Here is a 26,790-nt window from a genome sequence, read left to right on the forward strand (position 1 = left end):
ACCCCGAGGCGCCTGCCTGCCGCCCGAAGGCGCCGGTGGGTACGGCCGTGATGCTCGGCCGTTGCCTGGCGTGATTTCATTCGATGCCTCCGTCCCTTGTGGCTCCCGCCGATGCCGCCCTGATGCCGCCGCGTTGGCGCTGGGCCCGAAACCTGTTGCGCCTGCTGGCCGCCGTTGTCGTCGCGGGGTGGAGCTTATTGCTCATCGCTTGGCTGACTCTGTACTGGGGAATTCTGCCGCACGTCGATGAGTGGCGCGGCCAGATAGAAACCCGCGCCAGCCGGGCGCTGGGCGTGCCGGTGAAGATCGGCGCCATCCGGGTCGAGTCGCGCGGCTGGGTGCCTTCGCTGGAGCTGTCCGACGTGGTGCTGCACGATGCCCAGCAGCGCGAAGCCCTGCGCCTGCCGCGGGTGGCGGCGGCGGTGTCGGCCCGTTCGCTGCTGGCGCTGCGCCTGCGTTTCGAGCAGCTGCTGATCGAGGCCCCGGCACTGGACGTGCGCCGCGACCGCCAGGGCCGCCTGTTCGTGGCCGGCATCGAGGTGCCGCGCAGCCAGGGCAGCGGCGACAACCCGGCCGCAGACTGGTTGTTTGAACAGCATGAGCTGGCCATCCGACACGGCGCGCTGCGCTGGACCGACGAGCTGCGCAACGTGCCCACGCTGGCCTTGAGCGATGTCGACCTGGTCATCCGCAACGGGCTGCACCGCCATGGGCTGCGGCTGGACGCCACGCCGCCCGCCGGCTGGGGCGAGCGTTTTTCGCTGCGCGGCCAGTTCAGCCGCCGGCTGCTGAGCCGCCCCGGCGACTGGCGGCAATGGACCGGCAACGCCTTCGCCGAGCTGCCGCGCACCGATGTGTCGCAGCTGCGCCGCTATGTGGACCTGCCCTTCGAGCTGGACCAGGGTGACGGCGCGCTGCGCCTGTGGGCCGAGGTGGCCGGCGGCGAGGTGCGCGGCGCCACGCTGGACCTGGCGCTGCAAGAGGTGGCCCTGCGGCTGGCGCCCGAGGTGCAGCCGCTGGCCCTGCAGCAGGTGCAGGGGCGGCTGCAGGGCCAGCGCGATGCGCGCGGCTGGCGGCTGGCGGGCCAGCAGATCGGCTTCACCACCGCCGACGGCCTGCAGTGGCCGCAAGGCAATTTCACGCTGGTGCTGCGCGATGGCGGCCCGGCCCAGCCGAATGCGCCGCAGGGCGGCGAACTGAGCGCCGACCGGCTGGACCTGGCGCTATTGACGCGCATCGGCGAGGCGGTGCCGATGGCCGAAGACCTGCGCCAGGCGCTGGCCCAGGCTGCGCCCGAAGGCCGGGTGGAGAACCTCGCCGCCCGCTGGGAAGGCCCCTGGCAGGACCCACAGCGCTACAACCTCAAGGCCCGGCTGGCCGGCGTCTCGGTGGCGGCGGCGCCCGCGCCCAAGGTCGACGAGCCCGGCCGACCCGGCTTGCGCCAAGCCCAGGTGGACCTGGAAGCGACCGAGCGCGGCGGCAAGGCCCGCCTGCGGCTGGACGGCGGCGCGCTGGAGCTGCCCGGCGTCTTCGAGCAGCCGCTGGTGCCCTTCGATCGCTTCCAGGCGCAAGTGGACTGGCGCATCGAGCCCGCGCGCACCGCTGGCGCGCCGCCGGCCCTCAGCGTCAAGGTCAGCGACCTGCAGTTCAGCAATGCCGACGCCACCGCCGAGCTGTCGGCCACCTGGCGCACCGGCCCCGGCGAGGGCCATGGCGCTGGCCGTCGCTTTCCGGGCGTGCTGGACATGAGCGGCAAGCTGCAACAAGGCCGGGCCGCCGCGGTGGCCCGCTACCTGCCGCTGGTGCTGCCCGAGGACACCCGCCGTTACGTGGCCGATGCGGTGCAGGCGGGCGAGATTCCGCAGGCCAGCTTCCGGGTGCGCGGCGACTTGTGGCAGTTTCCGTACAGCGACCCCCGGCAAGGCGAGTTCCGCATCGCCGGCAAGGTGGCCGGCGTGACGCTGGCCTACGTGCCCGCCCGGCTGATGGCCAGCCCTGCCGATGCACGGCAGCCCGCCTGGCCGCCGTTCGAGAACGTGGCCGGCGAACTGGTGTTCGAACGCAGCAGCATGGCCATCCGCCAGGCCAGCGGCCGTGTGTTCGGCGCCACGCTCAACCGCATCAACGGCGGCATCGCCGACCTGGACAAGGCGGTGCTGCGCATCGACGGCCAGGTGCGCGGGCCGGGCAACGAGCTGCTGCAGTACGTGCGCCGCTCGCCAGTGGACGGGTGGACCGGCCGCACTTTTGCCACCAGCACCATCACCGGCCCTGCCGACCTGAGGCTGGCGCTGGACATTCCGCTGGACGACACCGACCGCAGCACCGTCAAGGGCAGTGTCACGCTGGCCGGCAACGACGTGCGCCTGCGGCCCGACGTGCCGCTGCTGGCCAATGCCCGTGGCCGGGTGGACTTCACCGAGACCAGCGTCAAGCTGGTGGGCACCAGGGCCAGCGCGCTGGGCGGTGAGTTGGTGTTCGACGGCGGCACGCAGTCCGACGGCAGCCTGCGCTTCAACGGCCAGGGCACCGCCACCGCCGATGGTCTGCGCCGCGCCACCGAGCTGGGCGGCCTGGCCCGGCTGGCCCAGGCTTTGAACGGGCAGCTGCCGTACCGGCTGTCGTTGGGCTTCATCGGCGAGCAGACCGAGGTCACCCTCACCAGCCCGCTCACCGGCCTGGCCATCGACCTGCCGGCCCCGCTGCGCAAGACGGCCGAGGTGGCGATGCCGCTGCGGGTGGAAGTCAGGCCGCTGCCGGGCCAGGCGCCGCGCGACCAGTTGCGGCTGGACCTGGGCGGCGTGGTGCAGGCGCAGTACCTGCGCGACCTGTCGACGCCGCAGCCCCGGGTGCTGAGCGGCGGCATCGGCGTGCGCGTGCCCGCGCCGGTGCCGGCCAGCGGCGTGCAGGCCCAGGTGCAGCTGGCCAGCCTGGATGTGGACGAATGGGAAAAGGCGGTCGAGCGGCTGGCCGCCGTGCCGGCCACCCCGCCCACCGCGGCGTCGGCCCCGGCCCCGGCGTCGGCGTCGGCCGACGAGGGCTACCTGCCACGCAGCGTGGCCTTGCAGGTGCAACAGCTGGCCGCCAGCGGCCGCCGCCTCGACCGGGTGGTGGCCGGCGCCAGCGAGGGCGAAGACGGCCAGTGGCGCGCCTCGGTCGATGCCGAGCAGCTGGGCGGCTACATCGAGTGGCGGCCCGCACGGCCGGGTGCGGCGGCCGGCCGGCTGTATGCGCGGCTGGCCCGGCTGTCGCTGCCACCCAGCGAGGCGCAGTCGGTCGAGACCTACCTGGCCCAGTCGCCCAGCAGCGTCCCGGCCCTGGACATCGTGGTGGACGACTTCGAGCTGTCGGGCAAGCGGCTGGGCCGGGTGGAGATCGAGGCGGTCAACCGCGGCGGCGCCGGCAGCCGCGACTGGCGGCTCAACAAGCTGGAAGTGGCGGTGCCCGAGGCGCGCCTGTCGGGCAGCGGCCACTGGTCGGGCGGCGGCCGCGGCCCCAGCCGCATGGTGATGGACTTCCGGCTCGACCTGGCCGACAGCGGCGCCTTCGCCGAGCGCCTGGGCATGGGCCGGGTGTTGCGCGGCGGCAAGGGCCGCATGCAGGGCCAGATCGCCTGGGACGGCTCGCCGCTGGCACCGCACGTGCCTTCGCTGGACGGGCAGATCAGCCTGGCGCTGGACGCCGGCCAGTTCCTGAAGGTGGCACCGGGCATGGGCCGCCTGCTGGGGGTGCTCAGCCTGCAGGCCTTGCCGCGCCGGCTGACGCTGGACTTTCGCGACCTGTTCGGCGAGGGCTTCGCCTTCGACAACGTCAACGGCGACGTGACGCTGCGCGACGGCGAGGCCCGCACCAACAACCTGCGCATGCGCGGCGTGCAGGCCGCGGTGCTGATGGAAGGCCAGGCCGACATCGAGGACGAGACCCAGGACCTGCGCGTGATCGTGGTGCCCGAACTGAATGCCGGCACCGCCTCGCTGGCCTACGCGGTGATCAATCCCGCGGTGGGCCTGGGCAGCTTCGTCGCGCAGATGTTCCTGCGCAAGCCGCTGATGGCCGCCAGCACCCGCGAATTCCACATCTCCGGCACCTTCACCGACCCCAAGGTGGAGAAGGTGGCCCGCGCGCTGGATGCGCCGCTGCCCGAGATCGAGCCGCCCACGCCAGCGGCCTCCGCGCCGCCGCGGGTGGCCAACTGACCCACAACCTGGAGCGCCCATGAAGATCGCCGCCCTGCAGATGGTGTCCACGCCCGACGTGGACCGCAACCTGGCCACCGCCGAGCGGCTGATCGCCCAGGCCGCCGATGCCGGTGCCGCGCTGGTGGCGCTGCCCGAGTACTTCTGCCTGATGGGCCGGCGCGACACCGACAAGCTGGCGCTGGCCGAGGCGCCGGGTGAAGGCCCGATCCAGCAGTTCCTGCAGCATGCGGCGCGCGCGCATGGCGTGGTGGTCATCGGCGGCACGCTGCCAATGAAGACGCCCGACCCGGCCCGCGTGCGCAACACCTGCTGCGTGTACGGCAGCGACGGCACGCTGCTGGCGCGCTACGACAAGCTGCACCTCTTCCGCTACGACAACGGCCGCGAGCGCTACGACGAAGGCGCGGTGCTGGAGGCGGGCGACGCCCCGGTGGCGGCCACGCTGCCGCTGCCCGGCGGCCCGGCGCTGCGCACCGGCCTGTCGGTCTGCTACGACCTGCGTTTTCCGGAGCTGTACCGCGCGATGAGCTTCACGCCCGGTGCCGGCCCCTGCGACCTGCTCAGCGTGCCGGCCGCCTTCACCTACCCCACCGGCCAGGCCCACTGGGAGCTGCTGCTGCGCGCCCGCGCGGTGGAAAACCAGTGCTACGTGATCGCGCCCGCGCAGGGCGGCACCCACGAAAACGGCCGCCGCACCTGGGGCCACAGCATGGTGGTCGACCCCTGGGGCGAGGTGCTGGCAGTGCAGCCCGAAGGCGAAGGCGTGGTGATGGCCGAGCTGGATCTCGCCCGCCTGGCCGCGGTGCGCCAGCAACTGCCCGCACTCAGCCACCGCCGCCTGTGACCACCGTGCTGCGCCGCATGTCGCCCGAGGCCTTCGGCCCGGTGATGCAGGCCTCCATCGCCAGCTATGCGCAGGAGAACGTGCAGGCCGGCCGCTGGCCTGCCGAAGGCGCGCTGGAACGCGCGCGTGCCGACTTCCTGGCGCTGCTGCCGCAGGGCCTGGCCACGCCTGACCATCACCTGTTCGAGGTGCTGGCAGCGCCCGAAGGGCCGGTGGTCGGCCACCTGTGGCTGGCGCTGGAACGCCGACACGGCGACTGCAGCGCCTTCGTCTACGACGTCGAGATCGCCCCCGAACACCGCCGCCAGGGCCACGCCCGCCGCGCCTTCCAGGCCATGGAAGCCGTGGCCGCCGAGCTGGGCGCCACCAGCATCGGCCTGCACGTCTTCGCCCACAACCCGGGCGCGCAGGCGCTGTACCAGTCGCTGGGTTACCAGGTGACCGGGATCAACATGAAGAAGAGCCTGCCAGGCTGAAGCCCGGGCCCGCTCAGCGCCGTCCGAACATCATCTGCCGCGCCAGCAGCTTCTTGGCGGGGCCCAGCTTGTCCAGCACGGCCAGGCCCAGGCCGCGGGCGGCGGCCATGCCGGGCCAGGTCCAGGTGAAGCTGCGGGCCAGGAAGTCGGTGGCGGCGATCATGGCCCAGCGGTCGGGGGCGCGCTGCCATTCCACCTTGCGCAGCGCGGCATCCACGTCGATGGGCTGCTGCGCCAGGCGCGCTGCCTCGCTGGCCTGGCGCAGCGCGCGGGCCAGGGCGTAGGCATCGCGCAGGCCCAGGTTCAGGCCCTGGCCGGCCACCGGGTGCAGCGTCTGCGCCGCATTGCCGATGCGGATCTGCCGGCCGCGCACCAGCGTGCGCTCGGCCGCCAGGCCCAGCGCGAACTGCTTCAGCGGCGTGATGGCCACCAGCCGCCCCACCTTGGCCGGGAACACGGTGTTCAGCACCGCCAGCCGCTGTGCCTCGTCCAGGTCCTTCACCGGGTCGTCGTCGGCCGGCACGCACCACACCAGCGCCGCGCGCAGTTGGCCTTCGGCGTCGGCGCCCAGGGGCAGCAGCGCGGCGGGGCCATGGCGGGTGAAGCGTTCAACCGCCAGGCCGGGGCGGCCGCCCTGCAGCGTGACGGTGCCCACCCAGGCGGTCTGCCGGTAGTCGTGGGTCAGGCGCTGGCCCGGCGCGGCGGCCACCGCCATGCGGTCGGCGAACACGCCGCCTTCGGCCACGATGGCGAGGTCGAAGCGGTCGGCCACACCGGCGTCGATCTCCACGCCGCCGGCCACGTCCTTCAGCGCCGCCACCGGCGTGCCGAAGCGGGTGTGCAGCCGCTGCGGCGCGGCGTCCACCTCGGCCTGCCAGCGCCGCTGCAGCGGCGCCACCAGCGCGCCGTAAGGCAGCACCGCGCCCAGCATGGCCACGCCCTGGTCGGCCGCGGTCAGCCGCACCTGCGGCACCAGCGCCTGCCAGGCCAGCGTGGGCGGCTGCTGCGACACGTGCACCTCGGTGATGGGCTGGGCGCGCCCGTCTTCCCAGGCGCCCAGGTGCTGCAGCAGGTGCACGCTGCCCAGCGACAGCGCCAGCGTGCGCGGGTCGGCCGAGACGTCGCGGTCGGCCGGCCGCGCATCGAACAGCGAGACCTGCGCGTCGGGCAGCTGGCGGGCGGCCAGCAGGGCCAGCGCCAGGCCCGCGGGGCCCGCGCCGACGATGGCCAGATGAAGGGAGGAAGGGGTGCTCACGCCGCGTATTATTCGCCGCGACACCGGGCCGCCCCGCCCGGCACCAGGAGCGCCACATGGCCTTGATGGACTTCATCAAGAAACAGTTCATCGACATCATCGAGTGGACCGAGCAGCGCGACGGCGTGCTGGCCTGGCGCTTCCCGATGGCCGACCGCGAGATCCAGAACGGCGCCTCGCTCACCGTGCGCGAATCGCAGCTGGCGATGTTCGTCGACCAGGGCCAGGTGGCTGACGTCTTCGGCCCCGGCATGCACCGGCTGACCACGCAGACGCTGCCGGTGCTCACCTACCTGAAGAACTGGGACAAGCTGTTCCAGAGCCCGTTCAAGAGCGACGTTTACTTCTTCGCCACGCGCCAGCAGCTCGACCGCCGCTGGGGCACCAGCCAGCCGGTGACCATCCGCGACAAGGACTTCGGCGCGGTGCGGCTGCGGGCCTTCGGCAACTACGCCTTCCACATCGCCGACCCCAAGCTGTTCCACACCCAGGTCTCGGGCACGCGCGACACCTACACGGTGGACGACCTGGACGGCCAGCTGCGCGGCCTGATGCTGCAGCACATCAGCGATGCGGTGGCCGGCAGCGGCATTCCCTTCCTCGACCTGGCGGCCAACCAGGTGGAGTTCGCGACCCAGCTGCGCGAAGCCACCGGCCCGGCCTTCGCGGCGCTGGGCCTGGCGCTGGACAGCGTGACGGTGCAGAACGTCTCGCTGCCCGAAGAACTGCAGAAGATCCTCGACCAGAAGATCGGCATGGGCATGGTCGGCAACGACATGGGCAAGTTCATGCAGTACCAAACGGCGCAGTCGCTGCCCAAGTTCGCCGAAGGCGCGGCCGCGGGCGGCGGCGTGGTGGGCGACGCGATGGGCCTGGGCGCCGGTGTGGCGCTGGGCCAGGTGATGGCGCAGCAGCTGCAGCAGGGCCTGCAGCCGCAGGCGCCGGCCGCCGCGGCCGCCCATGCAGCTGCCGTGGGCGTCTCGCCCGACGAGGTGGTGGCCCTGCTGGACAAGCTGGGCGACCTCAAGGCCAAGGGCGTGCTCACCGACGAGGAATTCAGCGCCAAGAAGGCCGAGCTGCTGAAGAAGCTGGTGTGAACCCGCGCAGCACGGCCTGGTGACCCCCGCTCCGCAACGCGCCTGGCGCGCGGCGTGCCCGAACTGCGGCGCGCCGGTCGACTTTCAATCCGCGGCCTCGGCCAGCGCGGTGTGCAGCTACTGCCGCAGCACGCTGGTGCGCGATGGCGAGGCGCTGCGCCGCATCGGCCAGGCGGCCGAGCTGTTCGACGACCACTCGCCACTGCAGCTGGGCGCGGCCGGCCGCCTGCAGGGCGAGGCTTTCACGCTGGTGGGCCGGCTGCAGATGGCTTATGCCCAAGGCAGCTGGAACGAGTGGCATGCGCTGTTCGACAACGGCCGTTCGGGCTGGTTGAGCGAGGACAACGGCGGCTATGTGTTCGCCTTCGATGCGCCGCCGCCGGCCGATACGCCGCCGCCCGCGCAGCTGCAGCCCGGCCAGCGCCTGGCGCTGGGCGGCCAGGCCTGGGAGGTGGCTTCGGTGCAGCAGGTGCGGCTGCACACCGCCGAAGGTGAGCTCCCGAAACCGCCAGCGCTGGCCGCCCAGTTCACCGTGGCCGACCTGCGCAACACGCGCGACGAGGTGGCCACCCTGGACGACATGGCCGCGCCCGCCCTGGGCTGGTCCATCGGCCGGCCGGTGCAGCTGGCGGCGCTGTCGCTCAGCGGCCTGGTGCAGGCCAGCGAGAAGACGCTGGCCGGCCGCAGCTTCGAGTGCCCGAACTGCGGCGCGCCGCTGCAGGCGCGGCTGGCCAGCACCCGCAGCATCGTCTGCGGCCAGTGCCAAGCGGTGGTCGATCTGTCGCAGGGCGTGGGCGCCGACCTGGCGCACTACAGCCAGGCCCAGCCCGAAGGTCATGCCGAGCCGCAGATTCCGCTGGGCAGCACCGGCACGCTCGCGCTGGGTGGCGAAGCGCTGCCCTGGCAGGTGGTGGGTTATGTGGAACGCGCCGAACTGCCCGACGACCCGGACGACGAGCAGGCCTTCTGGCGCGAATACCTGCTCTACCACCGCAGCGCCGGCTTCGCCTTCCTGGTGGATGCGGAAGACGGCTGGAGCTGGGCGCGCCCGATCACCGGTGTGCCCGAGCGGCAGGGCGAGCAGGTGCGCTGGCAGGGCGCCAGCTACCGGCCGCTGTACACCTACACCGGCACCGTGACCTATGTGCTGGGCGAGTTCTACTGGCGCCTGCAGCGCGACGAGCGCACCCGCAACACCGATTACCAGGGCGTGGGCGCGCAGGCGCGGCGCCGGCTCAACCGCGAGGCCACCGGCCCCGAAGTGACCTGGTCGGCCGGCGAGGCGCTGGAAGCCGCGGTGGTGGCGCGCGCCTTCGGCCTGCCCGACGACCGGCTGGCCGCGTTGCAGCGCGACAGCGCGCCGCTGCTGCAGTTCAGCGTCAAGAGCGGCGGCGGCCTGCTCAAGCCGCTGCTGATCTTCGCGCTGCTGGTGCTGCTGATCCTGCTGGTCACCCGCTGCGGCGGCGATGATTGCGACGATCTGCGCCGCACCTTCGGCGCGGCCAGCAACGAGTACCGCGAATGCCAGCGCTCGGGCGGCGCGACCGGCGGCCGCATCGGCGGCGGATCGTTCGGCGGCTTCAGCACCGGCGGTGGCGGCCACAAGTAGGCAAGAGGAGAACACGATGATGGGTTTTGAATGGCTGCGGCCGGCGGCGGTGTTCGGCTCGCTGCTGTATGCGCTGATCGGTGTGGTGGTGTTCTGGGTGTGCTTCGTCATCATCGACAAGCTCACGCCCTACGACCTGTGGGCCGAGATCGTCGAAAAGCGCAACACCGCGCTGGCCATCGTGGTGGGCGCGATGTGCATCGCCATCGGGCTCATCGTCTCGGCCGCGGTGCACGGCTAGCGGCGTGAGCGCTTCCGCGCAGCCGGCGGCTGCAGCCCGCATCGCGCCGGCCGAGGTGGCCTTGCTGGCCTCGGTGTTCGTGGTGGCGGCCTGCGGCCTGGTGTACGAGCTGGCCGCAGGCGCGCTGGCCAGCTACCTGCTGGGCGACTCGGTGCTGCAGTTCTCCACCATCATCGGCAGCTACCTGTTCGCGATGGGCATCGGCTCTTGGCTGTCGCGCTTCGTCGAGCGGCAGCTGATCGCGCAGTTCCTGCGCATCGAGCTGCTGGTGGGCCTGGTCGGCGGCCTGATGCCGGCGGCCCTCTTCATCGCGCACAGCGTGCTGCCGGCCTCGGCGCTGCTGCCCTTCCGGGTGCTGCTGTACGGCCTGGTGCTGCTGGTGGGCACGCTGGTGGGGCTGGAAATCCCGCTGGTCATGCGCATCCTCAAGCGGCACTTCAGCCCGCGCTATGCGCTGCGCGACCTGGTGTCGCAGGTGCTCACCTTCGACTACCTGGGCGCGCTGGTGGTGGCGCTGGCCTTTCCGCTGCTGTTCGTGCCGCAGCTGGGGCTGGTGCGCACGGGCCTGTTCTTCGGGCTGCTCAACACCGCGGTGGCGGTGTGGGCGCTGTGGCTGTTCCGTGGCGAGCTGCGGCGCCTGCGCGCCCATGCGGCCGCCTGCGTGGCGGTGGCCGGCGTGCTGCTGCTGGCCTGGGCGCAGGCCGACCGCATCAGCACCTGGGCCGAAGACCGGTTCTACGGCGACAGCGTGGTGCTGCGGTCCAGCAGTGCGTACCAGCGCATCGTGGTCACCTCCAGCACGGCCGGTGTGCGCCTCTTCCTCAACGGCAACCTGCAGTTCCATTCGCGCGACGAGTACCGCTACCACGAGGCGCTGGTGCACCCCGCGATGGCCGCGCACGGCGCGCCGCGGCGGGTGCTGGTGCTGGGCGGCGGCGACGGCCTGGCCGTGCGCGAGGTGCTCAGGTACCCCACGGTGGAGCAGGTCACGCTGGTGGAGCTGGACCCGCAGGTCACGCGCCTGTTTGCCGAGCAGCCGCTGCTGCGGGCGCTCAATGCCGACGCGCTGCACTCACCGCGGCTGCGCATCATCAACACCGATGCCTTCGGCTGGCTGGACCAGAGCCGCGAGGTGTTCGACGTCATCGTGGTCGACTTTCCCGACCCCACCAACTTTGCGCTGGGCAAGCTCTACACCACCAGCTTCTACCAGCTGGTGGACCAGCACCTGGCCGCCGACGGTTATGCGGTGGTGCAGACCACCTCGCCGCTGGTGGCGCGCCGCAGCTTCTGGACGGTGGCCACCACCATCGAGGCCACCGGCCTGGCCGCCACGCCGTACCACGCGCATGTGCCCAGCTTCGGCGAATGGGGCTTCATCATCGCCAGCCGCCGGCCCTGGCGCCAGCCGCAGGCGCTGCCGCCGGGGCTGCGCTTCCTGACGCTGGAAGGCCTGCCCGCGCTGATGCAGTTTCCGCCCGACATGGCGCGGGTGCCGGCCGAGCCCAACCGGCTGTCCAACCAGTTGCTGGTGCACACCTTCGAGGAAGAATGGGGCCGCGTGCATCAGCCCTGAACCGGCGGCGGTGGCTGCGTGGCATGGCTTCGGCCATGGCGCTGCCGGGCCTGGGAGCGGTGGGCGGCTGCGACAGCGGCGCGCCTCATGAGGGCTGGAAGGGCGGCTGGGTGGGCGCCAGCGCCGAGCGCGGCCACCGGCTGCGGCAGCTGCCCGCCACCGCACCTGTTGACGGCCCGCTGCGCCGCGCCCACGTGCTGGTGCTGGGCGGCGGTATCGCCGGCCTGGCCACCGCCCGCGCGCTGCTGCAGCAGGGCGTGACCGACGTGCACCTGCTGGAGCTGGAAGACGAAGCCGGCGGCAACAGCCGTGGCCATGCAATGGGCGGCATGGCCTGCCCGCTGGGGGCGCACTACCTGCCGCTGCCCGGCCCGGCCGCGCCCGAGCTGCGGCAATGGCTGGAAGAACTGGGCCTGGCCCGCCAGCAGGCCGGCCGCACGGTGTATGACGAGCGCCACCTGTGCCACAGCCCGCAGGAGCGGCTTTTCATCGACGGCGCGTGGGTGGAAGGCCTGCTGCCGCCGGCCGAGGCGGGCTCGGCCACGCTGGCGCAGTACCGCCAGTTCGCGCAGGCGGTGCGGCAGGCGCAGCGCGAGCCGGGCTTTGCGATGCCCACGCTGGGTAGCCCCTGGACCGCAGGGCATGCGACGCTGGATGCACAGACCTTCGCTGCCTGGCTGGCTGCCCAAGGTCTGCGCGACGAGCGCCTGCGCAGCTACCTCGACTACTGCTGCCGTGACGACTATGGCGCCGGCATCGGCAGCGTCTCGGCCTGGGCCGGGCTGCACTACTTCGCCAGCCGCCATGGCTTTCATGCGCCCGGCGACGACCATGAGCCCGAGCCGGTGCTCACCTGGCCCGAAGGCAATGCCTGGCTGGCGCGCCGGCTGGCGCGACCGCTGGGCGCCGACCGACTGCACACCGGCTGCCTGGCGCTGCAGGTGCAGGCTGGCCGCCACGAGGTGACGGTGCAGGCCTGGAACGCCCGCACCGACCGGCCCGAGCGCTGGGTGGCGCCCCAGGTGGTGATGGCGATGCCGCTGTTCATCGCGAAGCGCCTGCTGGCCACGGCGCCACCCGCGTTGGCGCCGGCGGTGGCCACGCTGCGCCATGCGCCCTGGCTGGTGGCCAACCTGCAGCTGCGCGCGCCGCTGCTGCAGCGCATCGGCGCCGCGCCGGCCTGGGACAACGTGCTGCACGGCAGCCGCATGCTGGGCTATGTGGATGCGATGCACCAGACGCTGCGGCCCGAGCCGGGGCCCACCGTGCTCACCGCCTACTGGGCGCTGCCCGAGGCCGAACGCGGCGCGCTGCTGTCACGCCCCTGGCAGGCCTGGGCGCAGCCGGTGGTGGACGAACTGGCCGCCGTGCACCCCGACCTGCCGGCCAAGCTGCTGCGGGTGGACCTGACGCGCCACGGCCATGCGATGGCCGTTCCCGCCCCCGGCGTGCGCGGCCATCCGGCGCTGCAGGCGCTGGGCCAGCCCGGCGCCGGCGTGCCCGGCGGCCGCGTGCACTTCGTGCATGCCGACCTGTCGGGCTATTCGGTGTTTGAAGAGGCCTTCACCCGCGGCACGCGGATGGGGCGTGCGCTGGGTGGGGCTTAGTCCAGAGAGGAGAACCCGCTGCGCCGGTCGCGCTCTCGCCTGGCGTAGAAGCTGCGCTTGGACTCGTACATCGCCTGGTCGGCTTCGTGGATCACCGCTTCCAGCCGCGCGCCATGCTGGCCGGTGGCCATGCCCAGCGACAGGTGCAGCGGTGCGCTGGCGTGGTACTGGTTGTTCAGCGCCAGCAGGTCGCGCAGCTGTTCGATCACGCGCTGGCCGCCACGCTCGTCCACGCCCGGCAGCAGCAGTGCGAACTCGTCGCCGCCGATGCGCGAGGCGCTCATCGAGCCTTCCACCACCTTGCCCAGCACTTCGCCGGTGCGGCGCAGCAGCGCATCGCCGGCCGCATGGCCGCCGCGGTCGTTGGCGGCCTTCAGGCCGTTCAGGTCCACCATCACCACCGTCACCGGCCAGGGGCCACGGCGTTCCAGCCGCTGCAGCTCCTCGATGAAATAGGCGCGGTTGGCCAGGCCGGTCAGCACGTCGTGGCGGCCCAGGTATTCCAGGTAAGCCTCGGCCTTGCGGCGGGCGGTGATGTCGGTCAGCGAGATCAGCACCTGGTCCCAGCGCGCCTCATGCCCCGGCAGCACCGAGAACTGCAGGTACACATGCAGCTTGTCGCCGTTGAGCGCGTAGTTCACCACCTCGCGCTGGTGGCTGGTGCGGCCTTCCCACAGGTCCACCAGCTGCTCGGTGAAGTTGGCCCGCATCTCGCCGCGGAACACGGTGTCCAGCTGGTTGAGCAGCGTGCGCTTGTCGGGCGCCTGGAACATGGCCAGCGTCTGACGGTTGACGTCCAGCACGCGGATCTCGCGCATGCAGCGGTCCACGAACTCGGGGTGCACGTCCAGGAACACGCGAAAGTCTTCGATGCCCTTGGCGCGCACCTCGTCCAGCAGGCGGCGGATGCTGCTGAAGTCCTCCACCCACAGCGACACCGGCGAATGCTCGAACAGGCCGCGCGCATGGCCTTCGCTGGCGCGCAGCGCGCGTTCGATGCGGGCCTGCTCGGTCACGTCGTCGATGGCGATCAGCACCCGGCTCCAGTCATGCTCATGGCCGGGCAGCACCGTGGCCTGCAGCGTGATGGCCAGGCGCCGGCCGTCCAGGCTGTAGTTCACGGTGCGGCTGCTGAACTGCAGCTCGCCGTCCCACAGCTGGGCCAGTTCCTCGACGTGCTGGTCCAGCATGTCGTCGCGGAACACCTCGTGCAGGTTGGCCTTCAGGTGCTCAAAGCTGCTGGCGCCGAACAGGCTGAGCGTGCGCCGGTTCACCTGCAGCAGCTGGATGCACTGGGCGCATTCGGCCACCCGCGTGGGATCGGCGCGCAGCCAGCTGCGCAGGTCGGTCACGCCTTCGGCGCGCCAGCGGGCGAACAGCGGCTTCAGGCCCGAGTAATCCTCCAGCCACAGCGACACCGGGGCCAGTTCGAACATTTCCGCGTAGACGTCGGGCAAGAGGCTGCGCTCCAGGCAAGGAGAGGGGGCTGGGCATTCTGCTATGCCCGACCGGGGGTTTGTTCAGCCTAAGGCAGCGAGCCGCTCGGGCGTGCCGACGTCGGTCCAGGGGCCGTCGTACAGCTCGGCCTGCAGCCGGCCTTCGGCGATGGCGGCGTCCAGCAGCGGCCGCAGTGCCATGCGCTGGCCCACCGGCACGCCGCTGAACATCGCGGCCCGGTACAGGCCGATGGACGACCAGGTGTAGCGCGGCTCACCATCGGCGGTGGCCAGCCCCTGGGCCGAAATGCCGAAGTCGCCCCGCGGGTGGTGCGGCGCATTGGGCACCAGCCACAGGTGGGCCGATGCCGAGCCGGCCGCAAAGCGCTGCGCCGCCGCGCGGTCGAACACGAAGCCGGGCGTGAACACGTCGCCCGACACCACCCAGAACACGTCGTCCGGCCGCTCGGCCAGCCAGGGCAGGGCCTTGGCGATGCCACCGGCGGTTTCCAGCGCGCCGCCGTGGTCGCGGCCCTCACAGCTGTAGCGGATGGCCAGGCCCCAGCGGCTGCCGTCGCCCAGCGCGGCCGGAAACTGCGCTTCGAGCCAGGCGGTGTTGATCACCACCTCACGCACGCCGTCGCGGGCCAGGGCCTCCAGGTGCCATTCGATCAGCGGCTTGCCGCGCACCGGCAGCAGCGGCTTGGGGGTGTGGTCGGTCAGCGGGCGCATGCGTTCGCCGCGGCCGGCGGCCAGGATCAGGGCCTTGAGGGTCATGTTGGCAGGGGCGGGGCCCGCAGGTCGCCGCGCTGCAGCTGCTGGTGCAGCACCTGCGCGGGCTGGAAAAGATCGATCAGCGCCGCCAGCAGCCGGCGCGCGCCGGCGGTGTGGTCGGCGCCCACGTTGCACACGTACACGTCCAGCGTCACCGCGCCCAGTTCGGGCCAGGTGTGCACCGCCAGGTGCGATTCGGCCAGCAGCACCACGCCGGTCAGGCCCTGCGGCGCAAAGCCGTGGAAGACCTCGCCCACCGCATGCAGGCCGGCATCGGCCACCAGCGCGAGGCAGCGGGAGCGCAAGGCCTCGCGCTCCGTCATCGCCGGTGCGTGCGCGGGGCAGCCTTGCAAGTCGGCGGTGAGGTGCAGTCCGTGCATGGCCGGCGATTATCGTGGGGGCCCTGGCCTAAAATCCCGGGCTCTGCACCCTCCCGCGCCGCGCCCCGGCACACAGCATGAGTTCGACCCCCAACCACACCCCCCAGACCGCCGACGCCACCCTGATGGCCAACGCCGTACGTGCCCTGGCGATGGACGCCGTGCAGCAGGCCAATTCCGGCCACCCGGGCGCGCCCATGGGCATGGCCGACATCGCGGTGGCACTGTGGGGCCGCCACCTGCGCCACAACCCGGCCGATCCGCTGTGGGCGGACCGCGACCGCTTCGTGCTGAGCAACGGCCACGGCTCGATGCTCATCTACGCGCTGCTGCACCTGACCGGCTACGCGCTGCCGCTGGAGGAGCTGCGCAAGTTCCGCCAGCTGCACAGCAAGACCCCGGGCCACCCCGAGGTGGACATCACCCCCGGGGTGGAAACCACCACCGGCCCGCTGGGCCAGGGCATCACCAACGCCGTGGGCATGGCCCTGGCCGAGAAGCTGCTGGCGCATGAGTTCAACCGCCCCGGCCACACCGTGGTGGACCACCACACCTACGTGTTCCTGGGCGACGGCTGCCTGATGGAAGGCATCAGCCACGAGGCCTGCGCGCTGGCCGGCGCCTGGAAGCTGGACAAGCTGATCGCCATCTACGACGACAACGGCATCAGCATCGACGGTCAGGTCACGCCCTGGTTCATCGACGACACCGCCAAGCGCTTCGAGGCCTACGGCTGGACCGTCATCGGCCCGGTGGACGGCCATGACGTGGACGCGGTGGACGCGGCCATCGCGAAGGCGCGCAAGGGCAGCGGCAAGCCGGTGCTCATCATCGCCAAGACCACCATCGGCAAGGGCTCGCCCAACCGCGCCGGCACCGCCAAGGCCCACGGCGAGGCGCTGGGCGGCGAAGAAATCGCGCTGACCCGCGCCGCGCTGGGCTGGTCGCACGAGCCCTTCGTGCTGCCCGAAGAGGTGTACACCGCCTGGGACGCCAAGCAGGCCGGCGCCGCCGCGCAGGCCGAATGGACCCAGCGCTTCGACGCCTACCGCGCCGAATTCCCCGAGCAGGCCGCCGAGCTGCTGCGCCGCCTGCGTGGCGAGCTGCCCGCCAGCTTCGCCCAGCATGCGGTGGACGCGATGGTGGCCGCGCACGAGAAGGCCGAGACCGTGGCCTCGCGCAAGGCCAGCCAGCTGGCGCTGGAAGCCTTTACCCGCGCGCTGCCCGAGCTGCTGGGCGGCTCGGCCGACCTGACCGGCTCCAACCTCACCAACACCAGCAGCACGCCCGCGCTGCGCTTCGACGAGGCCGGCACGCCCAACGGCGGCCGCCACATCAACTACGGCGTGCGTGAGTTCGGCATGGCCGCCATCATGAACGGCGTAGCGCTGCACGGCGGCTTCATTCCCTACGGCGGCACCTTCCTCACCTTCAGCGACTACAGCCGCAACGCCATCCGCATGGCCGCGCTGATGAAGCGCCGGGTCATCCACGTCTTCACCCACGACTCCATCGGCCTGGGCGAAGACGGCCCCACCCACCAGAGCGTGGAGCATGCGGCTTCGCTGCGGCTGATCCCCGGCCTGGACGTCTGGCGCCCGGCCGACACCACCGAGACCATCGCCGCCTGGACCATGGCCATCGGCAATGCCTCGCGCCCCAGCGCGCTGCTGCTGAGCCGCCAGAACCTGCCCTACCTGCCCAAGGCGCAGCTCGACGAGATCAGCAAGGGCGCCTACGTGCTGGCCGAGCCCAGCGAGGTGGGCCTGAAGAAGAAGGCGCAGGCCGTGATCCTGGCCACCGGCAGCGAAGTGGGCCTGGCCCTGCACGCCCAGCAGCAGCTGGCGGTCGAAGGCATCGCGGTGCGCGTGGTGTCGGTGCCCAGCACCAGCGTGTTCGATCGCCAGAGCGTCGCCTACAAGACCCAGGTGCTGCCCAAGAACCTGCCGCGCATCGCGGTGGAAGCCGGCGTCACCGACTTCTGGTGGAAGTACGGCTGTGCCGCGGTGATCGGCCTCGACCGCTACGGCGAGAGCGCCCCGGCCAACGTGCTGTTCAAGGAGTTCGGGTTCACCGCGGACAACGTGGCCGCCACCGTTCGCAAGGTGCTGCGCGGCTGACGCCGCCGGCACGCAAGCTTTTGTTCTTCACCTACCGAGGAGAGTGATCTCATGGCTATCAAGATCGGCATCAACGGCTTCGGCCGCATCGGTCGCATGGTGTTCCGCGCGGCGGTTCAAAACTTCGCGAACGACATCGAAGTGGTCGGCATCAACGACCTGCTGGAGCCCGACTACCTGGCGTACATGCTGAAGTACGACAGCGTGCACGGCCGCTTCAAGGGCGAGGTCGCGGTCGACGGCAACACGCTGATCGTCAACGGCAAGAAGATCCGCCTGACCGCGGTGAAGAACCCGGCCGAGCTGAAGTGGGACGAAGTCGGCGCCGACGTGGTGGTCGAGTCCACGGGCCTGTTCCTGACCAAGGAAACCGCCGAAGCCCACCTGAAGGCCGGCGCCAAGAAGGTCATCCTGTCGGCCCCGTCGAAGGATGACACGCCGATGTTCGTCTACGGCGTCAACGACAAGACCTACGCCGGCCAGGCCATCATCAGCAACGCCAGCTGCACCACCAACTGCCTGGCGCCCGTGGCCAAGGTGCTGAACGACACCTTCGGCATCAAGCGCGGCCTGATGACCACCGTGCACGCCGCCACCGCCACCCAGAAGACCGTCGACGGCCCGTCCAACAAGGACTGGCGCGGCGGCCGCGGCATCCTGGAGAACATCATCCCCAGCAGCACCGGCGCCGCCAAGGCCGTCGGCGTGGTCATCCCCGAGCTGAACAAGAAGCTCACCGGCATGGCCTTCCGCGTGCCCACCTCCGATGTGTCGGTGGTGGACCTGACCGTGGAGCTGAACAAGGAAGCCACCTACGAGGACATCTGCAAGGCCATGAAGGCCGCCTCGGAAGGCGCGATGAAGGGCGTGCTGGGCTACACCGAGGACAAGGTGGTGGCCACCGACTTCCGCGGCGAAAGCTGCACCAGCGTGTTCGATGCCGAGGCCGGCATCGCCCTGGACAAGACCTTCGTGAAGGTGGTGTCCTGGTACGACAACGAGTGGGGCTACTCCAACAAGGTGCTCGAGATGGTGCGCGTGGTCGCCAAGTAAGGCGACGCTGCGGCGCCCGCACGGGGCGCCGGCAATCAGAACAAAGCCCGCAAACGCGGGCTTTTTCTTTGGGCGCGGCGAGGGTACGTCCAGCAACATTCGGCAACTGCGCCTTGCCTACACTCGCCCTCATGAAACCGTTGCTCCTTCCCCTGCTGCTGGCGGTGACCACCTTCGCTTCATCGGCTGCCGAATGGACACCGCGCGCTGCGCCGGTGGCTGTGGCAGACACGGGGCGGGTGATCGTCAAGTTCAAGTCCGATGCCAGCACTGTGCGTGCCAGGGCCTTGTCCGCCTCGGCGGCCGGCGAGGCGGCGGCCCAGGTGCTGGGCGAGCGTGCCGGCACGCTGGGAAGCCGCCTCGGCCTGGCGCTGAAGGCCGGCCACGCGGTGGGCGAGCGGGCGCAGGTGGTGACGGCCGAAGGCATGACCAGCGCCCAGCTGGCCGCCCGGCTGGCGGCCGACAGCGAGGTGGAATATGCCGAGCCGGACCGGCGGATGACGCGGCTGGCGACGCCCAACGACACGTACTTCCTGTCGGGGCCCACCGCCGGACCGGCCGTGGGCCAGTGGTACCTGCGCGCGCCGGACAGCTTGGCTCCTGCGGCGATCAATGCCGCGGGCGCGTGGGATCTGTCCCAGGGCGGCACGGCCGGCCAGGGCGTGATCGTGGCGGTGCTGGACACCGGCATCCGCTCGGAGCACCCCGACCTGGCGAACAAGCTGGTGGCGGGCTACGACATGGTGACCGACACCGGCATCTCGAACGACGGCGACGGCCGCGACAGCGACCCCAGCGACCCGGGCGACTGGGTGAGCGCCAGCGAGGCAGGCACCGGCAAGTTCACCAGCTGCCCCGAGGCCAACAGTTCCTGGCACGGCACCCAGGTGGCCGGCATCATCGGTGCCGAAACGAACAACGGCGCCGGTGTGGCCGGCACGGGCTGGAACGTGCGCATCCAGCCGGTGCGGGTGCTGGGCAAGTGTTATGGCCTTGAGTCCGACATTGCCGCTGGCATCCAGTGGGCGGCCGGTGTGTCGGTGGCAGGGCTGCCGACCAATCCGACGCCGGCCAAGGTCATCAACCTGAGCCTGGGCGGCACCGGCAGCTGCAGCCGCACCTACCAGGACGCCATCAACGCCGCGGTGGCCCGTGGCGTGACGGTGGTGGTGGCGGCCGGCAATACCGCCGGCCACGCGGTAGGCGCCCCTGGCAACTGCAGCAACGTCATCACCGTGGCGGCCGTGCGGCACGTCGGCACCAAGGTCGGCTACTCCGACGTGGGCACCCAGGTGACGTTGGCGGCACCGGGCGGCAACTGCGTGCAGCCCGACGGCAGCGGCCTGTGCGACTACCCCATCATGACCACGCTGAACGCGGGCACCACCTCGCCGGGTGCCTCCATCTACAGCAACGGCACCACCGATCCCAGCGTGGGCACCAGCTTCTCCGCCCCTCAGGTCTCGGGCGTGGCGGCGCTGATGCTGGCACTACAGCCCAGCCTGACGCCGAGCACGGTCAAGACCTACCTGCAGCGCGGCGTGCGTCCGTTCCCGACCACCGGTGGTTCCACCGGCATCGCTCAGTGCCGCGCCCCCAACGGCGTGGACCAGCTCGAGTGCTACTGCACCACCAGCACCTGCGGCGCCGGCCTGCTGGACGCGTCGGCTTCGGTGTCCTTGGTGCAGCAGGGCGCCGTGGCCACGCTCGCCTTGTCGTCCACCAGCACCAGCCCCACGGTGGGCACCGCCGTGACGCTGACCGCCAACACTTCGGCCAGCAGTGACCGGCTGCCGCTCACCGTCAGCTGGGCCATCAGCCAGGGCGGTGGGCTGGCCTCGCTCAGCGCCACCAGTGGCACTTCGGTGGTGCTGACCCCCACGGCCGCCGGCACCGTGGTGGTCCAGGCCACGGTGACCGACACGCTGGGCTTCCAGACCAGCAGCAGCCAGACCTTCACCGTGGCCGCTGCCGCCAGCGGCGGCAGCACCGGTGGCAGCACCGGCGGCTCCGACGGCGGTTCGTCTTCCAGCGGCGGCGGTGGTGGTGGCGGCGCGATGAGCCTCACCTGGCTGGCCCTGCTGGCCGGGGCCACCGTGGCGCTGCGGCGGGTCCGTACCGCGGCCTGAGGCCTTACTGGCGCGGCTTGCAGGTCTCGAAGCCGCCGGCCAGGGCGGCCTGCGGCATCGCGATGATCTGAGCGGCCACCGAGGTGGTGGCCCGCTCCACCCGCAGGCGGTGCTGCACCCGCGGCGGCGCCGTCTGTACCACGCGGGCCGATCGCACGCCGCGGGTGTTCAGCGCGGCCAGCGCGCTGTTCGCCGCCTCGGGCGTGTTGAACTGGCCCAGCGACAGGCCGTTGTCCAACTCGGCCGGCGACTTCACTTCCTCGAACGCCACCTTCAGCCGGCGCAGCTCTTCGGTTTTCTTCTGCAGCGCCTCGCGCGTGGGGTAGCGGCCCATGTACACCAGCCAGCTGCCCGGCAGGTCGACCGAGATGCGGTGCCAGCTGCCCATCGGCAGGTCGGCCAGCAGCTGCTCGGCGGCGCCGATGTCGGCGTCGCTGAAGGGGCCGGCTTCCATGCAGGTGCCCTGGGCGGCGCGGGCGGCCGCGGCCAGGGCATCGGCCAGCGCCGCGCTGGCGGCCTCGGGCGGCAGCAGCTTCACCGCGTCGGGCTGCAGCTGGCGCGCCACGCGTTCGGGCTCGCGTTCCCGGTGGGAGGGGCCGAGCAGCGGGTCCAGCCAGCGTTCGGTCCAGGCGAAGAAGAGGGCGTTGGCCAGCAACAGCAGCAGGGCGAGGAGTCGGAGCATTCAGGGTGCGGCAAGCCGCCGGTGGTCGGTCAACGCAGCCGGACGCTGACGTCGCCGCTGGAAACCAGGTGGAGGGGCGCGTCGGGGCCGTCGCCCACGCGCACGCGCAGCGCGCCGTCCGCGGCCACGCCATCGGCCACGCCCTGGGGCAGCTCGGGCAGCGTGGTGGTGATGGGCTGGCCGCGCAGCAGGTCGCGCTCGGCGAAGCGGTCGGCAAAGGCGGCAAAGCCTTCACGCTCGAAGGTGAGCAGCGCCTGCGCCAGCGGCACGGCCACCCGCTGCAGGGCCGCCGGGGCGGTGATCTCGGGCTCACGCTCCTGCAGGCAGGCGTAGCCGGTGGTCAGCTCGCGCAGCGACTGCGGCAGCACGTTCAGGCCGCAGCCCACGATGGCCATGCGGCGCGGGCCCACCATCACGGTCTCGATCAGCACGCCGCCCAGCTTGCGGCCCTGGCCCGGGCCGTCCATCAGCCACAGGTCGTTGGGCCATTTCAGCCCCAGGCGCGGCCCGGGGGCGGCGGCGGGGCCGTCCAGTGCCTCGGCCAGCGCCACGCCGACGGCCAGCGACAGGCCCGACCAGTCGCGCGGGGCCAGCGGCAGCGACAGCGAGAAGGTGAGCGAGGCGCCCGCGCTGCTTTGCCAGTGCCGGCCATGGCGGCCGCGGCCGCGGGTCTGCTGCTCGGCCACCAGCAGGCAGGGCTGGGTGTCGCCGGTGCGCCGGCCGTGCGGCGAGCGCTCGTCGTCGCGGCTGCGCGCATCCAGCGTGCCGGGCAGGGTGACGGGCTGGTCGAGCCGGCCGCTGTAGGCGCGGGCACGGTCGATCAGCTGGGTGTTGGTGGAATCGGCGCGCGCCACCACCTCGACCGAGATGCCGGGCAGCAGCGGCTGCAGTTGTTCCCACAGGCGCTCGGCGCCCCAGGGCAGGTGGTTGGGCTCGTTGGACATCACGGCCGGTGGAACAGGGGGATCAGCGCTTGGGCGCGAGCATGGTGCCGCGGCAGTTGGGCGCGCCGCAGTAGCAGGCGAACTGCTTCTTCACCTTGGCGGTGTGCCGGCCGTCCAGCACCAGGCCGTAGTCGAAGTACAGCTCCTCGCCGGGCAGCACCGGCCGCAGTGTCTTGATGAAGACGCGGCCGTCGACCTCGTCGGCCTCGCAGTTGGGGTCGCAGGAGTGGTTGATGAAGCGCGAGGAGTTGCCGCCGTGCGCGCCATCGATGACGTGCTGGTCGTCGATGTGGAAATAGAAGGTATGGTCGGGCTGCGACGGATCGTGTGGATGCCGGCGCAACGCCTCTTCCCAGGTGATCACCTCGCCGGTGTACTCGAACAGGGTTTCGCCCGGCTCCAGTGGCCGCAGCGCGAACACGCCCTTGCCGTGCACGCCGGAACGGCGGACCTGTGTCCGGCGGCCGCCGGCGCTGGCCTGCGTGCCGGTGGCGGCAGGGCCTTCAGTGGAGGCGGCTTGCGTGTCGGTTTTCATTCGGTACATTGAAATACGGATGCGCGCGCGTATGTGTGCGTGCGCGCGAGAAACGGAATTGTAGGCAGACGTGGCCGCCCCGCGGGTGGGCACGGCTGACCATTGAAGGCACAACAAGGCTCATGGGCAAGTCACTGATCATTGCGGAAAAGCCGAGCGTGGCCCAGGACATCGTGCGGGCGCTGACCCCGGTCTCGGGCAAGTTCGACAAGCAGGCCGACCACTTCGAGAACGACCAGTACGTCGTCACCTCGGCGGTCGGCCACCTGGTGGAGATCAAGGCACCGGACGAATACGACGTCAAGCGCGGCAAGTGGAGCTTCGCCAACCTGCCGGTGGTGCCGCCGCACTTCGATCTGGCGCCGATCGACAAGGCCAAGTCGCGCCTGACGGCGGTGGTCAAGCTGGTCAAGCGCAAGGACGTCACCGAACTCATCAACGCCTGCGACGCGGGCCGCGAGGGTGAGCTGATCTTCCGCCTCATCGTGCAGTACGCCGATGGCGGCAAGGGCAAGCTGGACAAGCCGGTGCGCCGGTTGTGGCTGCAGAGCATGACGCCGCAGGCCATCCGCGACGGCTTTGCACAGCTGCGCAGCGACCAGCAGATGAAGGGCCTGGCCGACGCCGCGCGCAGCCGCTCCGAGGCCGACTGGCTGGTGGGCATCAACGGCACGCGGGCGATGACCGCCTTCAACAGCCGCGATGGCGGCTTCTTCCTCACCACCGTGGGCCGGGTGCAGACGCCGACGCTGTCCATCGTGGTGGAGCGGGAAGAAAAGATCCGCAAGCACGTGGCCCGCGACTACTGGGAGATCAAGGCCCAGTTCGCCGCCCAGGCCGGCGAGTACGAGGGCAAGTGGTTCGACCCCGGCTTCAAGAAGAACGACGACGCCGAGCGCCGCGCCGACCGGGTGTGGACCGCCGCCGAGGCCAACGCGATTGCCGAGGCCTGCCGTGCGCAGCCCGCCGCGGTGACCGAAGAAGCCAAGCCCAGCACCCAGGCCAGCCCGCTGCTGTACGACCTGACCACGCTGCAGCGCGAGGCCAACTCGCGCTTCGGCTTCTCGGCCAAGACCACGCTGAGCCTGGCGCAGGCGCTGTACGAGAAGCACAAGGTGCTGACCTACCCGCGGACCGACTCGCGCGCGCTGCCCGAGGACTACGTGGGCGTGGTCAAGCAGACGATGGAGATGCTGTCCAACGAGGACCTGCCCGGCCCGCTGCGCGAGCTGGCCGGCCATGCCCGCAAGGCGCTGAACGAAGGCTATGTGAAGCCCGTCAAGCGCGTGTTCGACAACAGCAAGGTGTCGGACCACTTCGCCATCATCCCCACGCTGCAGGCGCCCAAGAGCCTGACCGACATCGAAGCCAAGCTGTACGACATGGTCGTCAAGCGCTTCCTGGCGGTGTTCTATCCGTCGGCCGAGTTCATGGTCACCACGCGCATTTCCACCGTGACCAACCAGGGCAAGGAGTACAAGTTCCAGACCAACGGCAAGGTGCTGGTGCGCCCCGGCTGGCTGGCGGTGTACGGCCGTGAGGCGCAGGAGGACGACGCCAACCTGGTGCCGGTGGCCAAGGGCGAGACGGTGCGCACCGAGAGCGTGGACGTCAACCAGCTGAAGACCAAGCCGCCCGCCCGTTACACCGAAGCCACGCTGCTGAGCGCGATGGAAGGTGCGGGCAAGCTGATCGACGACGACGAACTGCGCGAGGCCATGGCCGAGAAGGGCCTGGGCACGCCAGCCACGCGGGCGCAGACCATCGAAGGCCTGATCCTGGAAAAGTACATGCTGCGCGAAGGCCGCGAGCTGGTGCCCACGGCCAAGGCCTTCCAGCTGATGACGCTGCTGCGCGGGCTGGACATTCCCGACCTCACCAAGCCCGAGCTGACCGGCCAGTGGGAACACCAGCTGGCTGAGATGGAGCACGGCCGGCTCGATCGCGACCAGTTCATGGCCGGCATCGCCCGCATGGCCGAGCGCATCGTCAAGAAGGCCAAGGAATACGACCGCGACACCATCCCGGGCGACTACGCGACCCTGCACACGCCCTGCCCCAAGTGCGGCGGCAAGGTCAAGGAGAACTACCGCCGCTTCGCCTGCGTGGGCACCGAAACCGCCGCCAACCCCGGCTGCGGCTTTTCCATCAGCAAGATCCCGGGCGGCCGCGCCTTCGAGATCGCCGAGGCCGATGCGCTGCTGCGCGACAAGAAGATCGGGCCGCTGGAGGGCTTCCGCTCCAAGGCGGGCTGGCCCTTCACCGCCGAGCTGAAGCTGGCCTTCGACGGCGAGATCGACAACTGGAAGCTGGAGTTCGACTTCGGCGAGGACGCCAAGAAGGCCGAAGGCGACGGCGAGCCGGTGGACTTCGGCGACCAGCAGAGCCTGGGCCACTGCCCCAAGTGCAAGGGCCAGGTGTTCGAGCATGGCAGCAACTACGTGTGCGAACACGCGGTGGCCACGCCCGCCACCTGCGACTTCAAGACCGGCAAGATCATCCTGCAGCAGCCGGTGCCGCGTGAGCAGCTGCACAAGCTGCTGACCGAGGGCAAGACCGACCTGCTGGAGAACTTCGTGTCGAACAAGACCCGCCGCAAGTTCAAGGCGCGGCTGGCCTACGACACCAAGGAAGGCAAGGTCAGCTTCGAGTTCGAACCCCGCGCTGCGAAGGTGCCGGCCAAGAAGGCGGCACGCAAGGCGGCATGAAGTGGTAAATATGCACCACCGCCAAAAGTCGCGGTGAAGCGCGGTCGAATACGCCCATTCCAGAACATCTGAGGGATGGGTGATGAAGATCGCGTTCGTTGCGGCAGCTTGCGCGGCTGCCGTTTCGCTGTTGGTTGGCTGCGCCACTGAAGGCTCGCGCTCGGTGGAGGTGGCCAAGGTTGAATCGGCCGCCGCGCCTTACCGCGGCGCGCGCGTGCCGGTGGTGGTCGGCAAGTTCGACAACCGCTCCAGTTTCATGCGGGGCATCTTCTCGGACGGCGTCGACCGCCTGGGCAGCCAGACCAAGACCATCGTCATCTCGCACCTGCAGCAGACCCAGCGCTTCAACGTGCTGGACCGCGACAACCTGGCCGAGGCCCAGCAGGAGGCCAAGTTCAAGGCCCAGGCGCAGACGATAAAGGGCGCCGACTACATCGTCACCGGCGACGTCTCCGAGTTCGGCCGCAAGGAAGTGGGTGATCAGCAGCTCTTCGGGCTGCTGGGCCGGGGCAAGTCGCAGATCGCCTATGCCAAGGTCACGCTGAACGTGGTCAACGGCGCCACCTCCGAGGTGGTGTATTCGGTGCAGGGCGCGGGCGAGTACAGCCTGTCCAACCGAGAGGTCATCGGCTTCGGCGGCACCGCCAGCTACGACGCCACGCTCAACGGCAAGGTGCTGGACCTGGCCGTGCGCGAAGCCGTGAACAAGCTGGTGGTGGCCTATGACGGCGCGCAGTGGGGCGCTGCTGCGAAGGTGGCGCCATGAAGCGCGCAGCGGGGCTGTTGATCGCGGCTGCCTTGCTGGCCGGCTGCGCCCAGGCGCCCAAGCCGCTGTACCACTGGGGCGGCTACCAGGACAGCCTTTACGAGCACCTGAAGGGCGACGGCCGCTCGCCCGAGCAGCAGCTGCAGACGTTGGCCGAGGCGCAGCAGAAGGCGGCCGCCAGCGGCACGCCGCTGCCACCGGGCTTTCGCGCCCACGTGGGCCTGCTGCAGCTGCGCCTGGGCCGTGATGCCGAGGCGCGGGCGCAGTTCGAGGCCGAGAAGGCGCAGTTCCCTGAATCCGCACCGTACATCGATTCGCTGCTAAAGCGGATGGATGGCCGCAAGTCGTGAGTGCCGCCA

21 protein-coding genes are annotated in these 26,790 nt (G+C 71.0%); 14 read left to right on the plus strand and 7 right to left on the minus strand.

What is annotated here, in order from left to right; genetic code table 11:
* The first annotated feature begins 83 nt into the window (after nucleotides 1–83).
* Genes MW290_RS15700 through MW290_RS15710 form a run of 3 tightly spaced genes read left to right on the plus strand, consistent with a single transcriptional unit; the run spans nucleotide 84 to nucleotide 5,519 of the window.
* Complete coding sequence (locus MW290_RS15700) at nucleotides 84–4,196, plus strand: YhdP family protein (RefSeq protein ID WP_250198661.1); 4,113 nt, start codon at nucleotides 84–86, stop codon at nucleotides 4,194–4,196.
* Between the two features lie 19 nt (nucleotides 4,197–4,215).
* Entirely contained in the window at nucleotides 4,216–5,043 is an 828-nt protein-coding gene (locus tag MW290_RS15705) for a carbon-nitrogen hydrolase family protein (RefSeq protein ID WP_250198662.1), read from the plus strand.
* The gene (locus tag MW290_RS15710) at nucleotides 5,040–5,519 is read left to right on the plus strand and encodes a GNAT family N-acetyltransferase (RefSeq protein ID WP_250198663.1); all 480 of its coding nucleotides are present in this window, start codon (nucleotides 5,040–5,042) and stop codon (nucleotides 5,517–5,519) included. Before MW290_RS15705 ends, MW290_RS15710 begins: the two co-directional genes overlap by 4 nt.
* A gap of 13 nt (nucleotides 5,520–5,532) precedes the next feature.
* Here MW290_RS15710 and MW290_RS15715 read toward each other — a convergent pair whose 3' ends face one another.
* Nucleotides 5,533–6,774: an FAD-dependent monooxygenase gene (locus tag MW290_RS15715; RefSeq protein ID WP_250198664.1), complete on the minus strand. Its 1,242-nt coding sequence runs from the start codon at nucleotides 6,772–6,774 to the stop codon at nucleotides 5,533–5,535.
* Between the two features lie 56 nt (nucleotides 6,775–6,830).
* On the opposite strand from MW290_RS15715, the gene MW290_RS15720 reads away from it, so the two are divergent.
* Genes MW290_RS15720 through MW290_RS15740 form a run of 5 tightly spaced genes read left to right on the plus strand, consistent with a single transcriptional unit; the run spans nucleotide 6,831 to nucleotide 12,904 of the window.
* Entirely contained in the window at nucleotides 6,831–7,871 is a 1,041-nt protein-coding gene (locus MW290_RS15720) for an SPFH domain-containing protein (protein WP_250198665.1), read from the plus strand.
* A 19-nt stretch (nucleotides 7,872–7,890) separates the two neighbouring features.
* The gene (locus MW290_RS15725; RefSeq protein ID WP_250198666.1) at nucleotides 7,891–9,480 is read left to right on the plus strand and encodes a DUF4178 domain-containing protein; all 1,590 of its coding nucleotides are present in this window, start codon (nucleotides 7,891–7,893) and stop codon (nucleotides 9,478–9,480) included.
* A gap of 16 nt (nucleotides 9,481–9,496) precedes the next feature.
* Complete coding sequence (locus tag MW290_RS15730) at nucleotides 9,497–9,721, plus strand: DUF350 domain-containing protein (RefSeq protein WP_250198667.1); 225 nt, start codon at nucleotides 9,497–9,499, stop codon at nucleotides 9,719–9,721.
* A gap of 4 nt (nucleotides 9,722–9,725) precedes the next feature.
* Nucleotides 9,726–11,297, plus strand: coding sequence for a polyamine aminopropyltransferase (locus MW290_RS15735; protein WP_250198668.1), 1,572 nt, complete (start codon nucleotides 9,726–9,728; stop codon nucleotides 11,295–11,297).
* Nucleotides 11,298–11,320: 23 nt separating this feature from the next.
* Nucleotides 11,321–12,904 carry an FAD-dependent oxidoreductase gene (locus MW290_RS15740; protein WP_250198669.1) on the plus strand — a complete coding sequence of 528 codons (1,584 nt, stop codon included), beginning with the start codon at nucleotides 11,321–11,323 and terminating at the stop codon, nucleotides 12,902–12,904.
* On the opposite strand, the gene MW290_RS15745 is transcribed toward MW290_RS15740, so the two are convergent.
* From MW290_RS15745 to speD, 3 genes are all read right to left on the minus strand, one after another.
* Nucleotides 12,901–14,340: a sensor domain-containing diguanylate cyclase gene (locus MW290_RS15745; RefSeq protein WP_250200016.1), complete on the minus strand. Its 1,440-nt coding sequence runs from the start codon at nucleotides 14,338–14,340 to the stop codon at nucleotides 12,901–12,903. The genes MW290_RS15740 and MW290_RS15745 overlap by 4 nt on opposite strands.
* 84 nt (nucleotides 14,341–14,424) lie before the next feature.
* Nucleotides 14,425–15,117, minus strand: coding sequence for an N-acetylmuramate alpha-1-phosphate uridylyltransferase MurU (murU, locus tag MW290_RS15750; protein ID WP_250198670.1), 693 nt, complete (start codon nucleotides 15,115–15,117; stop codon nucleotides 14,425–14,427).
* Nucleotides 15,114–15,494 (minus strand): adenosylmethionine decarboxylase, encoded by a 381-nt coding sequence (speD, locus tag MW290_RS15755; RefSeq protein ID WP_250198671.1) that lies wholly within the window; start codon nucleotides 15,492–15,494, stop codon nucleotides 15,114–15,116. The genes murU and speD overlap by 4 nt, the downstream gene beginning before the upstream one ends.
* Before the next feature lie 77 nt (nucleotides 15,495–15,571).
* Here speD and tkt point away from each other — a divergent pair, with 77 nt between their 5' ends.
* The 3 genes from tkt to MW290_RS15770 all read left to right on the plus strand — a co-directional run bounded on the left by tkt (nucleotide 15,572) and on the right by MW290_RS15770 (nucleotide 20,796).
* Entirely contained in the window at nucleotides 15,572–17,614 is a 2,043-nt protein-coding gene (gene tkt / locus MW290_RS15760; RefSeq protein WP_250198672.1) for a transketolase, read from the plus strand.
* Between the two features lie 51 nt (nucleotides 17,615–17,665).
* A complete protein-coding gene (gene gap / locus MW290_RS15765) occupies nucleotides 17,666–18,667 on the plus strand; it encodes a type I glyceraldehyde-3-phosphate dehydrogenase (protein ID WP_250198673.1) in 1,002 nt (333 codons plus the stop codon).
* 131 nt (nucleotides 18,668–18,798) lie between these two features.
* Nucleotides 18,799–20,796, plus strand: coding sequence for a S8 family peptidase (locus tag MW290_RS15770; protein ID WP_250198674.1), 1,998 nt, complete (start codon nucleotides 18,799–18,801; stop codon nucleotides 20,794–20,796).
* A 4-nt stretch (nucleotides 20,797–20,800) separates the two neighbouring features.
* Here MW290_RS15770 and MW290_RS15775 read toward each other — a convergent pair whose 3' ends face one another.
* From MW290_RS15775 to MW290_RS15785, 3 genes are read right to left on the minus strand one after another with little or no spacing between them, the layout of a single operon-like run.
* Nucleotides 20,801–21,478 (minus strand): hypothetical protein, encoded by a 678-nt coding sequence (locus MW290_RS15775; protein WP_250198675.1) that lies wholly within the window; start codon nucleotides 21,476–21,478, stop codon nucleotides 20,801–20,803.
* Between the two features lie 29 nt (nucleotides 21,479–21,507).
* Nucleotides 21,508–22,422 (minus strand): biotin--[acetyl-CoA-carboxylase] ligase, encoded by a 915-nt coding sequence (locus MW290_RS15780; RefSeq protein WP_250198676.1) that lies wholly within the window; start codon nucleotides 22,420–22,422, stop codon nucleotides 21,508–21,510.
* Between the two features lie 22 nt (nucleotides 22,423–22,444).
* On the minus strand, nucleotides 22,445–22,957 hold the full coding sequence (locus MW290_RS15785; protein WP_250198677.1) for an SET domain-containing protein: 513 nt from the start codon (nucleotides 22,955–22,957) through the stop codon (nucleotides 22,445–22,447).
* Nucleotides 22,958–23,079: 122 nt separating this feature from the next.
* Between MW290_RS15785 and MW290_RS15790 the strand changes: the two genes are divergently transcribed.
* From MW290_RS15790 to MW290_RS15800, 3 genes are all read left to right on the plus strand, one after another.
* The gene (locus MW290_RS15790) at nucleotides 23,080–25,665 is read left to right on the plus strand and encodes a DNA topoisomerase III (protein WP_250198678.1); all 2,586 of its coding nucleotides are present in this window, start codon (nucleotides 23,080–23,082) and stop codon (nucleotides 25,663–25,665) included.
* Between the two features lie 82 nt (nucleotides 25,666–25,747).
* Complete coding sequence (locus MW290_RS15795; protein WP_250198679.1) at nucleotides 25,748–26,431, plus strand: CsgG/HfaB family protein; 684 nt, start codon at nucleotides 25,748–25,750, stop codon at nucleotides 26,429–26,431.
* A complete protein-coding gene (locus MW290_RS15800; protein WP_250198680.1) occupies nucleotides 26,428–26,781 on the plus strand; it encodes a DUF4810 domain-containing protein in 354 nt (117 codons plus the stop codon). The genes MW290_RS15795 and MW290_RS15800 overlap by 4 nt, the downstream gene beginning before the upstream one ends.
* Nucleotides 26,782–26,790: the final 9 nt, after the last annotated feature.

It is taken from the genome of Aquincola tertiaricarbonis (assembly GCF_023573145.1).
Taxonomy (GTDB): domain Bacteria; phylum Pseudomonadota; class Gammaproteobacteria; order Burkholderiales; family Burkholderiaceae_C; genus Aquincola; species Aquincola tertiaricarbonis_B.

Bases quoted from the DNA above. Each gene is read 5' to 3' on its own strand.
- MW290_RS15730 (WP_250198667.1), top strand. From the start codon at position 9,497: ATGATGGGTTTTGAATGGCTGCGGCCGGCGGCGGTGTTCGGCTCGCTG.
- MW290_RS15790 (WP_250198678.1), top strand. From the start codon at position 23,080: ATGGGCAAGTCACTGATCATTGCGGAAAAGCCGAGCGTGGCCCAGGAC.
- MW290_RS15775 (WP_250198675.1), bottom strand. From the start codon at position 21,478: ATGCTCCGACTCCTCGCCCTGCTGCTGTTGCTGGCCAACGCCCTCTTC.
- murU (WP_250198670.1), bottom strand. From the start codon at position 15,117: ATGACCCTCAAGGCCCTGATCCTGGCCGCCGGCCGCGGCGAACGCATG.
- MW290_RS15700 (WP_250198661.1), top strand. From the start codon at position 84: ATGCCTCCGTCCCTTGTGGCTCCCGCCGATGCCGCCCTGATGCCGCCG.
- MW290_RS15795 (WP_250198679.1), top strand. From the start codon at position 25,748: ATGAAGATCGCGTTCGTTGCGGCAGCTTGCGCGGCTGCCGTTTCGCTG.
- MW290_RS15785 (WP_250198677.1), bottom strand. From the start codon at position 22,957: ATGAAAACCGACACGCAAGCCGCCTCCACTGAAGGCCCTGCCGCCACC.
- tkt (WP_250198672.1), top strand. From the start codon at position 15,572: ATGAGTTCGACCCCCAACCACACCCCCCAGACCGCCGACGCCACCCTG.
- MW290_RS15740 (WP_250198669.1), top strand. From the start codon at position 11,321: ATGGCTTCGGCCATGGCGCTGCCGGGCCTGGGAGCGGTGGGCGGCTGC.
- MW290_RS15800 (WP_250198680.1), top strand. From the start codon at position 26,428: ATGAAGCGCGCAGCGGGGCTGTTGATCGCGGCTGCCTTGCTGGCCGGC.
- MW290_RS15720 (WP_250198665.1), top strand. From the start codon at position 6,831: ATGGCCTTGATGGACTTCATCAAGAAACAGTTCATCGACATCATCGAG.
- MW290_RS15780 (WP_250198676.1), bottom strand. From the start codon at position 22,422: ATGTCCAACGAGCCCAACCACCTGCCCTGGGGCGCCGAGCGCCTGTGG.
- MW290_RS15770 (WP_250198674.1), top strand. From the start codon at position 18,799: ATGAAACCGTTGCTCCTTCCCCTGCTGCTGGCGGTGACCACCTTCGCT.
- gap (WP_250198673.1), top strand. From the start codon at position 17,666: ATGGCTATCAAGATCGGCATCAACGGCTTCGGCCGCATCGGTCGCATG.
- MW290_RS15745 (WP_250200016.1), bottom strand. From the start codon at position 14,340: ATGTTCGAACTGGCCCCGGTGTCGCTGTGGCTGGAGGATTACTCGGGC.
- MW290_RS15705 (WP_250198662.1), top strand. From the start codon at position 4,216: ATGAAGATCGCCGCCCTGCAGATGGTGTCCACGCCCGACGTGGACCGC.
- speD (WP_250198671.1), bottom strand. From the start codon at position 15,494: ATGCACGGACTGCACCTCACCGCCGACTTGCAAGGCTGCCCCGCGCAC.